At 68.7% G+C, this 11,360-nt stretch carries 9 protein-coding genes and 1 tRNA gene; 5 read left to right on the top strand and 5 right to left on the bottom strand.

Features of this window, described 5'->3' with window-relative positions; all coding sequences use genetic code 11:
* The 4 genes from AC6EI8_RS19245 to AC6EI8_RS19260 form a co-directional block, all read left to right on the top strand.
* Window positions 1-1,034: ABC transporter ATP-binding protein (locus tag AC6EI8_RS19245; protein WP_498382638.1), on the top strand; the 1,034-nt coding region annotated here is incomplete at its 5' end.
* Window positions 1,035-1,255: 221 nt separating this feature from the next.
* Complete coding sequence (locus AC6EI8_RS19250; RefSeq protein WP_149318018.1) at window positions 1,256-2,620, top strand: replication-associated recombination protein A; 1,365 nt, start codon at window positions 1,256-1,258, stop codon at window positions 2,618-2,620.
* A gap of 144 nt (window positions 2,621-2,764) precedes the next feature.
* Entirely contained in the window at window positions 2,765-4,078 is a 1,314-nt protein-coding gene (gene serS, locus AC6EI8_RS19255) for a serine--tRNA ligase (RefSeq protein WP_226108293.1), read from the top strand.
* A gap of 109 nt (window positions 4,079-4,187) precedes the next feature.
* Window positions 4,188-4,277 (top strand) — tRNA-Ser (locus tag AC6EI8_RS19260).
* Window positions 4,278-4,393: 116 nt separating this feature from the next.
* On the opposite strand, the gene AC6EI8_RS19265 is transcribed toward AC6EI8_RS19260, so the two are convergent.
* The 3 genes from AC6EI8_RS19265 to AC6EI8_RS19275 form a co-directional block, all read right to left on the bottom strand.
* The gene (locus AC6EI8_RS19265; protein ID WP_226108291.1) at window positions 4,394-4,702 is read right to left on the bottom strand and encodes a DUF4351 domain-containing protein; all 309 of its coding nucleotides are present in this window, start codon (window positions 4,700-4,702) and stop codon (window positions 4,394-4,396) included.
* Window positions 4,703-5,005: 303 nt separating this feature from the next.
* Window positions 5,006-5,959: a glutamate/aspartate ABC transporter substrate-binding protein gene (locus AC6EI8_RS19270; RefSeq protein ID WP_150084201.1), complete on the bottom strand. Its 954-nt coding sequence runs from the start codon at window positions 5,957-5,959 to the stop codon at window positions 5,006-5,008.
* Between the two features lie 127 nt (window positions 5,960-6,086).
* Window positions 6,087-7,349, bottom strand: coding sequence for a D-amino acid dehydrogenase (locus AC6EI8_RS19275; RefSeq protein ID WP_498382639.1), 1,263 nt, complete (start codon window positions 7,347-7,349; stop codon window positions 6,087-6,089).
* A 125-nt stretch (window positions 7,350-7,474) separates the two neighbouring features.
* On the opposite strand from AC6EI8_RS19275, the gene AC6EI8_RS19280 reads away from it, so the two are divergent.
* The gene (locus tag AC6EI8_RS19280; protein WP_149317853.1) at window positions 7,475-8,428 is read left to right on the top strand and encodes a LysR family transcriptional regulator; all 954 of its coding nucleotides are present in this window, start codon (window positions 7,475-7,477) and stop codon (window positions 8,426-8,428) included.
* Between the two features lie 42 nt (window positions 8,429-8,470).
* Here AC6EI8_RS19280 and AC6EI8_RS19285 read toward each other — a convergent pair whose 3' ends face one another.
* Together AC6EI8_RS19285 and AC6EI8_RS19290 are read right to left on the bottom strand one after the other, a co-directional pair.
* The gene (locus AC6EI8_RS19285) at window positions 8,471-9,844 is read right to left on the bottom strand and encodes an MBL fold metallo-hydrolase (protein WP_498382640.1); all 1,374 of its coding nucleotides are present in this window, start codon (window positions 9,842-9,844) and stop codon (window positions 8,471-8,473) included.
* A partial coding sequence (locus AC6EI8_RS19290; protein WP_498382641.1) for a S8 family serine peptidase occupies window positions 9,841-11,360 on the bottom strand: 1,520 nt, incomplete at its 5' end. The genes AC6EI8_RS19290 and AC6EI8_RS19285, both read right to left, overlap by 4 nt.

The raw sequence follows: 11,360 nt of genomic DNA on the forward strand, positions 1-11,360 counted from the left end.
TGGAGGTCGAGCACATCCGCCACGGCTTCGACAGCCAGATCGTCATCGACGACCTGTCGTTCTCGCTGGCGCGCGGCAGCATCGGCTGCCTGCTCGGCCCCAGCGGCTGCGGCAAGACCACCGTGCTGCGTGCCATCGCCGGCTTCGAGCCGCTGCGTGCCGGACGGATCGTGCTGGACGGACAGCTGGTTTCGGCGCCGGGCGTGGCGGTGCCGCCCGAACGGCGGCGCGTCGGCATGGTGTTCCAGGACTACGCGCTGTTTCCGCATCTGAGCGTCGCCGACAACATCGCCTTTGGATTGCATCGGGAGAGCCGGCAGGCCAGGAAAGAGCGCGTCGCCGATGTGCTGGAGCTGGTCGGCCTGGCCGGCGCCGGCGCGCGCTTTCCGCACGAGCTGTCCGGCGGCCAGCAGCAGCGCGTGGCGCTGGCCCGCGCGCTGGCACCGCGCCCGGAGCTGCTGCTGCTCGACGAGCCGTTCTCCAATCTGGACGTGGACCTGCGCGAGCGCCTGAGCCTGGAGGTGCGCGCGATCCTGAAGGCCCAGGGCGCGACGGCGATCCTGGTCACGCACGACCAGCTCGAAGCCTTCGCGATGGCCGACGAGATCGGCGTGATGCATGCCGGCGCGATCGAGCAGTGGGGCACGGCGCACCAGCTCTATCACAAGCCCGCCACGCGCTTCGTCGGCGATTTCATCGGGCAGGGCGTGCTGATGCCCGCCCGCGTGACCGCGCCGGGGCAACTCGATTGCGAACTCGGGACCCTGCATAGCCGCGATGGCCTCGCCGTGGCGCCCGGCGTGGCCGAGGTCGATGTGCTGATCCGCCCCGACGACATCCTGCACGACGATGCCAGCGCGCTGCGCGCGCAGATCCTGCACAAGGCCTTCCGCGGCGCCGAGATCCTCTACACGCTGCGGCTGGCCAGCGGCGGCAGGGTGCTGTCGCTGGCGCCGTCGCACCACGACCACGGCGTCGGCGACTGGATCGGCATCCGGGTCGAGGTCGACGACGTGGTGGCATTTCCGCGCTAGCGGCGCCGGCCTCGGCGCTGCCAGGCGGCGTTGCGTACGGATGCACTACACTGGCGCTTTGGCTGGCCGCGCGGCCCGCACAGAGCCGTGCCCGGAGACGTGCCTGGTGACGTGCCTTGGTGACGAGCACCGACACCTGCACCGACACCTGCGCCGACCTGCACGGACATCTGTACCGCAACCCGCGCGCCGCCCGCACTGAAACCCAAGCCCTGACCACCGTGCCGGACTCGCTGTTTTCCGAACCCTCCGACGCTTCCCGACAACCGCTGGCCGAACGGCTGCGCCCGCGCAATATCGACGAGGTCATTGGCCAGCAGCACCTGCTCGGCCCGGGCAAGCCGCTGCGCGTGGCCTTCGAATCGGGCGAGCCGCATTCGATGATCCTGTGGGGGCCGCCCGGGGTCGGCAAGACCACGCTGGCCCGCCTGATGGCCGATGCCTTCGATGCCGAGTTCATCGCGCTGTCGGCGGTGCTGTCGGGCGTCAAGGACATCCGCGAGGCGGTCGAGCGCGCCGAGCAATACCGCGCGCACGGGCGCCGCACGCTGGTGTTCGTCGACGAGGTCCACCGCTTCAACAAGAGCCAGCAGGATGCCTTCCTGCCGCATGTGGAAAGCGGCCTGTTCACCTTCATCGGCGCGACCACGGAGAACCCGTCGTTCGAGGTCAATGGCGCGTTGCTGTCGCGGGCCGCGGTCTATGTGCTCAAGAGCCTGGACGACGCGGAGCTGCGCCAGCTCGCACTGCGCGCCAGCGAGGCGCTGGGCGGCGTGGCGTGGGACGACGAGGCGCTGCAGCTGATCGTGTCGTCCGCCGACGGCGATGGCCGCAAGCTGCTGAACAATATCGAGATCGTCGCGCGGGCCGCGCGTACCGCCGGCGCACAGACGATCGACAAGGCGCTGCTCGGCAGCGCGCTGTCGGAGAACCTGCGCCGCTTCGACAAGGGCGGCGATGCGTTCTACGACCAGATCAGCGCGCTGCACAAGTCGGTGCGGGGCTCCGATCCCGACGCCGCGCTGTACTGGTTCTGCCGCATGCTCGACGGCGGCGCCGATCCGCGCTACCTGGCCCGCCGCATCGTGCGGATGGCGTGGGAGGACATCGGCCTGGCCGATCCGCGCGCGGCACGCATGACGCTGGACGCGGCCGAGACCTACGAGCGCCTGGGATCGCCCGAGGGTGAACTGGCGCTGGCGCAGGCGCTGATCTATCTGGCGGTCGCGCCCAAGTCGAACGCCGGCTACAACGCCTACAACGCCGCGCGCGCCTTCGTCGCCAAGGACAAGTCGCGCGCGGTGCCGGTCCATCTGCGCAATGCGCCGACCAAGCTGATGAAGGAGCTGGGCTACGGGCATGCCTACCGCTACGCGCACGACGAGCCCGAGGCCTATGCCGCCGGCGAGCACTATTTCCCCGACGACCTGAAGGCGCAGGGCTGGTACCAGCCCACGCCGCGCGGCCTGGAGGGCAAGATCTCGGACAAGCTGCGCCATCTGCGCGAGCTCGACGACGCCTGGCACCGGCGCCAGAAGAGCCAGGTGGCGGGCAAGGGCGGCAAGGCGGACGAGGCAGACGGCTAGCGCGGTCGTGGCCCGCGGGCCGCGAGCCGCAGGCCGGTACTGCGGCCGGCTCCTGTCGCGGTGCAGTAAAATGTGCGGTTCGGCGGCATGCCTGCCGCATCCCGATCGCTCCGATCGCTCCGACCGCACGCTTTTCCCGCAAACATGCTCGACATCCAGCTGCTCCGCAAAGACCTCGACGCCGTGGCGCAACGCCTCGCCACGCGCGGATTCCAACTCGACCTGGGCGCCTTCCAGGCGCTCGAAAGCGAGCGCAAGCAACTGCAGACCCGCACCGAGGAACTGCAGGCCCGCCGCAACACGCTGTCCAAGCAGATCGGCATGGCCAAGGGCAAGGGCGAGGACGCATCGGCGCTGATGGCCGAGGTCGGCGGTATCGGCGACACGCTGAAGGAATCGGCGGCGCGCCTGGACGACATCCAGGCCCAGCTGCAGCAGCTGATGCTGTCGCTGCCGAATCTGCCGCACGACAGCGTGCCGGTCGGCAAGGACGAAAACGACAACGTCGAAGTGCGCCGCGTCGGCACGCCGCGCAGCTTCGACTTCGCGGTGCGCGACCACGTCGACGTGGGCGAGCGGCTCGGCCTCGATTTCGAGAGCGCGGCCAAGATCACCGGCTCGCGCTTCGCGGTACTGCGCGGCGGCATCGCGCGCATGCATCGCGCGCTGGTCCAGCTGATGATCGACACCCATACGCTCGAGCACGGCTACACCGAGATGTACGTGCCGTATATCGTCAATGCGGCGTCGATGCGCGGCACCGGCCAGCTGCCCAAGTTCGAGGACGACCTGTTCAAGGTGCCGCGCCAGGTGGGCGGCGAGGGCGCGGACGGCGGCGAGCGGATCGAGAACTACTACCTGATTCCGACCGCCGAGGTGCCGCTGACCAATCTGATGCGCGACGCCATCGCGTCGGCCGACGAGCTGCCGCTGCGCTTCGTCGCCCATACGCCGTGCTTCCGCTCGGAGGCGGGCTCCTACGGTAAGGACACGCGCGGCATGATCCGCCAGCACCAGTTCGACAAGGTCGAGCTGGTCCATATCGTGCGCCCCGAGGAATCGTTCGACGCGCTGGAGCAACTGACCGGCCATGCCGAGGCGATCCTGAAGAAGCTGGACCTGCCGTTCCGCACCATCGTGCTGTGCACCGGCGACATGGGCTTCGGCAGCACCAAGACCTACGACCTGGAAGTGTGGATCCCCGCGCAGAACACCTATCGCGAGATCAGCTCCTGCTCGAACATGGGCGACTTCCAGGCGCGCCGCATGCAGGCACGCTACCGCGCCGGCCAGGGCAAGCCCGAGCTCGTGCACACGCTGAACGGCTCGGGCCTGGCCGTCGGCCGCACGCTGGTGGCAATTCTGGAGAACTACCAGAACGCGGACGGTTCGGTCACGGTGCCGACCGCGCTGCAGCCGTATCTGGGCGGCCTGACGCGGCTGGAACCGGAGGCCTGAAGCCGGCGAAGCCGCGAGCAGGAAGTCGTGCGCAAAAAGGCGCCGACCCTCTTGCAGTCTGTTTTTGACTTCTCTATAATCTCGGTTTCGCCGCAACGCGACCAGTTCAGGAGAGGTGGCAGAGTGGTCGAATGTACCTGACTCGAAATCAGGCGTACCGGCAACGGTACCGTGGGTTCGAATCCCACCCTCTCCGCCAGTAGTGCAAAACCCCCCGAAGGCCTGCCTTCGGGGGGTTTTGTTTTTGGGCGATGCGATTTGCTTTGCCCGAGCGCTCAGCCCGAGCCCACGCCGCCTGACGAGGCATCTCACTCGTCAGACGTCTCTCGATTCTCCGTTCGGATCCTCAAAGACGTCATCGAGGCACTGCGCGGCGCCGAGACGGTCGACCCATGCTTCCAGTTGCACCGGGCTGGCGACGGCGATTCGGGACGCAATATCCGGCGGGAGCGGCCCGAAGCGCTGGACCAGGACTTTCCGCAGCACGTGCGCTTCACCTTCCTGCTTGCCCTCCAGCTTGCCCTCCAGCTTGCCTTCGAGCACGCCGGCTTGCCGGTAGGTATGCAACGATAGCACCAGGCTCATATTGACCTCCATCAGGTTGACCAATTCGGGCAGCAACAAGACACCTTCGCTCCAGCGTGTCGTAGTCAAGGCTGTGCAGCCGGTCGACCGGAATGAATCCCGTAATCAGTTCGCGCACCAATTGAGGGGCGGAAAACAGCAGCTTGTAGCAAGAGTCGTAAGTCGGAACCATGATCGGCAATGCTGGGGTTGAGACCTGCGTAGCTTGCCGATCGCGCCACATCGAAGCTTCTGAAAAATGCACGCACTTTACGTTTCGGATGGAGGCGTGCCCACAATGAGAAAAGTCCGCATCGGCAGTGCGCGCCGATGCGGACTTCTTTCAGCCAGGGACCGAGACGCTTACTGGAACGCCTTGTCGTTCGGGTTCGCGAACAGGTCCTTCATCTCGGCCGACAGCGGGTAGTTCATGTTGATGCCGCGCGGCGGGATCGGCGACTGGAACCACTTCTTGTACAGCTGCTCGGCCTTGCCCGACTTCATCAGGTCGGCGATCACGCCGTCGGCGAGCGCCTTGAACTGCGGATCGTCCTTGCGCAGCATGCAGGCGTAGTTTTCCGTCTGCAGCGGCGTGCCGGCGACGGTCCATTCGCCCGGATTCTTGGCCTTGGTCAGTTCGCCGTACAGCAGCGGCTCGTCCATGACGAACGCGACCGCGCGGCCGGACTCGAGCATCAGGAAGGCCTGGCCGTGGTCCTTGGCGCCGGTCAGGTTCATGTTCATCGCCTTCTCGCCGTTCATCTTGACCAGCAGGCGTTCACCGGTAGTGCCGGCGGTGGTCACCACGTTGCGGCCCTTCAGATCGTCGAAGTCCTTCACGCCGGCGTCCTTGCGCACCAGCATGCGGATGCCGTAGACGAACAGGCTGTTGGTGAAGCCCACCTGCTTCTGGCGCTCGAGGTTGTTGGTGGTCGAGCCGCATTCGAGATCGATGGTGCCGTTCTGCATCAGCGAGATGCGGTTCTGCGAGGTGATCGGGATCATCCGCACCTGCAGGTTCGGCATGTTCAGCTGCGTCTTCACCTTGTCGACGATCGCCATCATGATCTCGTGCGAATACCCCATGACCTCGCGGCCATTGGTATAGGAGAACGGGATCGACGATTCGCGATGGCCCAGGGTGATCACGCCGTTCTGCTTGATCTTGGCCAGCGTGTCGTTCTGCTGGGCATGGGCGGCGCCGATGGTGCCGAACGCACCGCAAGCGAGCGCGGCGGTCAGCAGCGCGGCCAGCGCGGGTCGCAGCGAACGGCGCGCCGGTCGAGGCGCGATGCGGGTGGCGGTAGGCAGTTTCATGGTCAGGCTCTCCTTGGTTGTGGAACGGCTCTTGTTGAAACGCGACATCGGTTGTGCTGCTAGCAAGGGCCGTGCAAGCGGCGGCTCCTCGTTCCGCTCTTGTGTCCGTACGCGCCGCAGCCGGGCGCTACGCCAGCGTTGCGCTGTAGTCCGCGGGGTCGACCGCGGGCGGCCGCCCCGCCATCGTATCCGCCAGCAGGCCCGCGCTGCCCATCGCCAGCGTAAACCCCAATCCGCCGTGGCCGATATTGAGCCACAGGTTGCGCAGCCGCGACTGTCCGATCAGCGGCAGGCCGCTCGGCGTGGCAGGGCGCAGCCCGGCCCACGGCTGCAGGTCGGACAGGGACCGGTCGCCGGCGATGCCGCCGAACACCGAGCGGGTCTCGTCCAGCAGCGTCGCGGCCCGGCGTTCGTCGATCCGTGTATCGGGCCGCGTCAGGTCTGCCATGCCGGCCACGCGCAGCGTATTGCCGATGCGGGCATAGACGATCTTGCGCGCGAAGTCGGTGACGCTGATATGCGGCGCCTGCGCACCGGTGCCGACGGGGACCGTGATGCTGTACCCCTTCAGCGGCCACAGCGGCGCGCGCAGTCCGAGCGGCCGCAGCAGCGTCGCGCTGCCGATGCCGCCGGCCAGCACCACCGCGTCGGCGGCCTCGAAGCCGCTGTCGGTATGCACGCCGCGGGCCGCGTCGTCCTGGCGTTCGATCGCGCGCACCGCGGTGCCGAAGCGCAGCGACACATTGGGATGCTGGCGCAGCAGGTGGGCCAGCCCGACGCAGAAGCGGTGGCAGTCGGCCACCTCCTCGCTGGGCGTATGGATCGCGCCGGCGATCTGGTCGCGGATGCCGGCCAGCGCCGGCTCCAGCGCGACGCAGGCGTCGCGGTCCAGCGCATGCTGCTCGCTGCCGAGCCCGGCCTGGAAGTCCAGCAGCCGGCGCGCGGCATCGAAACTGGCGGCGTCGCGATGGACGATCAGCTTGCCGCGCCGCGCAAAATCGAAGTCGATCTGGTGCTCGTCCAGCAAGGCCCGCATGCGGTCGCGCGAATGGAAGGCCAGCCGCAGCAGCTTGCGCGTGGTGGCATCGCTGCGCGAGGCATTGCAGGCGCCGACGAAGGCCGCCAGCCAGCGCCATTGGGCGAGGTCCAGCCGCGGCCGCCAGCGCAGCGGCGCGTCGCGGCGCAGCAGCCAGCCGGGCACCTTGGACAGCACGCCCGGACCGGCCAGCGGCGCGACATAGCTGTAGCTGAGCTGGCCGCCGTTGGCGAAGCTGGTCTCCAGCCCCGGGCCGTCGCGCCGCTCCAGCACCGTGACCTCATGGCCGTCGTTGGCCAGTTGCCAGGCGGTGGCCATGCCGACCACGCCGGCGCCGGTGATCACCACCTTCATTGCCGTATCCGTCCCTACCGGTTTGCGATCCCGCAAGGGTAGAGCAGGGCGGCCCGGCTGCCCAATGCGAAGACGTGCCAGAATATGTCTTTCGGCTATACCCTGCCCGGCCCCCCGGAATTCCCATGCGCCTGCGACAGATCGAGATCTTCCGCGCCGTGATGCTGACCGGCACCGTCAGCGAGGCGGCGCGGCTGCTGCATGTCTCGCAGCCGGTGGTCACGCGCGTGCTGCAGCATGCGGAGGCCTCGCTCGGCTTCCGCCTGTTCGACCGCGCCAAGGGCCGGCTGCGGCCGACGCCCGAGGCCACCGCGCTGTACGGCGATGTCGAGCGGCTATATGGCGAGATCGACCGCGTGCGGCGGGTCTCCGAGAGCCTGCGCCACAAGGGCGCCGGCCGGCTGCGCGTGGCGGCGACGCCCAGCCTGGCCGATCCGCTGCTGGTGCCGGCGCTGCAGCGCTTCTGCGCCCGTCATCCCGACACCCAGGTGCAGGTGCTGACCCACCATACCGACGAGATCGTGCAGGGCCTGCTGCGCAACCAGATCGATATCGGCTTCGCCTTCGCGCCGCCGCCGCACGAGGCGATCGCCGCGCAGACCGTCGCCGAAGGCCGCATGCTGCTGGCGGTGCCGCGCGGCCAGCCGCTGTCCGGGGCGACGCGGCGCACGCCGTTGCCGATGGCCAGGCTGATGGACCGCGCCTTCATCGGCTACGACGATCACAGCTCGCTTGGCCTGATGGTGCGCCAGCTGCTGGCGCGCAATGCGCTGGAGCCGCGCTCGACGCTGGAAGTCCAGACCTATTCGCTGGCGCGCAAGTTGGTCGAGAGCGGGCTGGGCGTGGCGCTGCTGGACCAGTACACCGCCCTCGGCAGCGATCCGCAGGCGGTCTCGCTGCACGAGATCCAGCCGGCGATGGCCTTCGAGATCCAGATGCTGCGCGCCAGCCATCGCGGCATTCCCAGCCTGGCCGAGCAGCTGCGCGAGCGTTTTGCCGAGGCCGCGCTGGAACTGGCGGGGCAACTGGACCGGCGCCTGTCCGCGCCGGCGGTCGCCTTCGAGCACGCTCTCAAATAGCCGCCGGATCGCGCACCGACATGGCCGCGCCGATGCTGCCGCTCAGCGCAGCGTCAGGCTGGCGTAGGCGCCTTCGACGAAGCGCACCCGCAGCCGCGGACCGTGCTTGCGCAGCGCGGCGTCGGCCCAACGCTGGACCCGCTCCATGTGGGCGATATGGCTTTGCTGGGTCTGCGCCGCGGCGGTGGTATTGAACCAGAACGTGAAGGGCCGCGATTCGGCCTCCGGCGCGCGTGCCCGCTGCTCGGCGGAGCCGACGCGCGCGGCCAGCAGGGCGTCGAGCACGGTCAGCTCCGGGTTGGTATGTGCGCCGTTGCCGCAGAACAGGTAATGGTCGGCCGACACCGTGCGGCAGAACGCCGGCGACATATTGTGCTCGGAGCCGTGATGCTGGACCTTCAGCACGTCGACGTGCAGCGCGCCATCGCGCAGCAGTTCGGCCTGCTTCAGCCCGGCCAGGATCATGTCGGGATGCGCGTCGCCGGTCAGCAGCACGCGACGGTCTTCCTCTTCGACCAGCAGGATCAGCGACGCGATATTCGGCGTGGTGACGCCCTGGTATGACGGCGTGCCCTCCCACTCGCGCAGGTCGAATGGATCGTCGGCCCGGCCGCCAGCCATCGCCAGCAGCCCGCTGGCATAGCGGTCGCGGATGGCCTGGGCACGCAGCCGATTGGCGGGATCGCGCAGCCAGTGGTTCCAGCCTTCGCGCAGCCGCTTCAGTTCCGCGGCGGTGGGGCCGAGCACGCGGATGCGCAGCGAGCCGAGCGCCTGCGCGGCGGCATCCGGCCGCGCGATGATCAGCTTGCCGGCCGACGCCGACGCCGACGCCGACGCTGACGCCGACGCTGACGCTGACGCCGACGCCGGCGTTACCACCTCGCCCAATGGCGGATTCAACGGAATATCGAGCAGGTCGGCCTTGACCAGCCGGGACACCCGCAGCGCCTGCGGCACCGAGTTGGCAATGCGGGCGTACTCGCGCCCGAGCACCTCGAGCGGCTCGACGTGGCTGGCCCGCAACGCCCGCGCGCTGGCCGCGAGCAGCGAGTGGATCGGTCCCGCGTTGGCGCCGATCTGGTCGTGGAAGGCGTTGTGCCACAGCGCGCCGATGCGCGGCACGCGGCGCGACGCCGGCTTGGCCGGCGGATCGCCGCGCTCGGCGTGGTAGTCGTAGACCTTCCATTCGAGCGCGGCCTCGAGCATCGCGAGAATGCCGCCCAGGTGGTCGTCGTCGATATGGGAGACGTAGACCAGATCGAGCATGGCGTCGTCGCGCGCGAGCCGCTCCAGCGACGGCGCGACGAAATCGCGCATCGCCGCGCCGGTGCCGCCATCGCACAGCATCCGATGGCCCGACGCCGCCTCGATGAGCAGGCAGTCGCCCTGATAGGACTGGAACAGGCGGATCTTCATGCGCGCCTCCGCGCTGGTGGGTCACGCCGCTCGCGGCGCTCGTCGAAGGCGCGCGCCTCCTCGATCGCGGCGACCGGGTCGATCAGGCCGTAGCCCGCGTCGTTGCGCCAGGCGTAGTCGTGCGAGGGCAACGGCCGCGCGGTGCGCCGCAGAATCCCCTGGCACTGCGCCGCCGTCAGCGTCGGCTTGGCGGCCAGCATCAGCCCGATGACGCCGCACACATAGGGACTGGCCATGCTGGTGCCGGTCATCGCGACCCAGCCGCCGCCCTCGACGAAGCCGTTGGCGGCAACGATGCCGGTGCCCGGCGCGCAGACATCGGGCTTGTTGCGCCCGTCGCGCGTCGGCCCCTGGCTGCTGGAGATATGGACCCGTGCCTGCTCCGCGTCGGCGTTCGCCACGCCGATCACCCAATGCGCGCAGGCGAGCGAATTGATCGAATGCGAATCGACGTTGGTCGCCTCGGCGAAGAACGACGGAAAGCGGTAGGCCGCCAGCTCGCGCCGGCGCTGCAGCTCCATCGGATCGTCGCGTTCGATCCATGCGTGAAAGCTGCCGTCGCGGATCTCGTCGCCGTGCAGCCGCACCTTCCACACGCCGGCCGTGATCGGCGTATAGGCGCGCGCATCGAGGAAGGGCGACAGATAGACGCCGATGTAGTTGTCGCCGTTGGACGGATGGTAGAGCTCGTTGTAGACCGACAGCACGGTGCCATCAGGCAGCCTGCGATTCTCGATGTACTGCCGCGGCGCGACCTCGTACCACTCGGTGGAGCCCGGCGGCTGCACCGAGACCGTGAAGCGGTCCTGCGCGCCGTACCAGATCTCCAGCTCGTTCTCGGACAGGTCCGCGATGCCGTCGCCGACCACGATCCATTCGAGTTCGACCGTCAGGCCCTTGGCCGCGATCTTGCCGCTGGTATGGATGCGGCCCATGATCCAGCCGAAGCGGTCCTCGTCGGTGGGACGCTCCTGTCCCGCATTGCGGGCCGCGATCGAGATCGCGCGGCCCGGCGTGGCGAGGAACGCGTCGAGCCAGCGGCAGGTGCCATTGGCGCCGTCGTGCGAGCCGCCGTTGGTCCCCAGGCTGATATTGATCGACAGCGGCAGGCCCTCGCGCTCGGCAACGGCCAGCAGATATTCGACCGCATGGACGATGCGCGAGGCATCGCTGAAGGTCCAGCGCCGCGCGGCATAGTCGTCGCCGGGCGGCTCGACGCTGATCAGCACGCCGGCGATCAGCGCACCGGGACACAGGCCCTGGTTGCCCGCCGCGATGCTGGCCACATGGGTCGCATGCGAGCCGGGCTCCTGCTGCGACTGGCGCTCCAGCTCGGTGGCGGGCGGTCCGCCCTTGCGCGCCGCTTGCAGCGCCGCGTTCAGGCGCTCGCGCGTCAGCTCGGCGCCATAGCCGAAGGCCTGCGGCGGCGGGCGGAAATCGCCGCCCTGATCCCAGATCGACAGGAAGCGCGTATTGCCGTCGGCATCGAGAAAATCCGGATGCGAGAAATCGAAGC

Source organism: Cupriavidus sp. R6-3, from assembly GCF_059772245.1.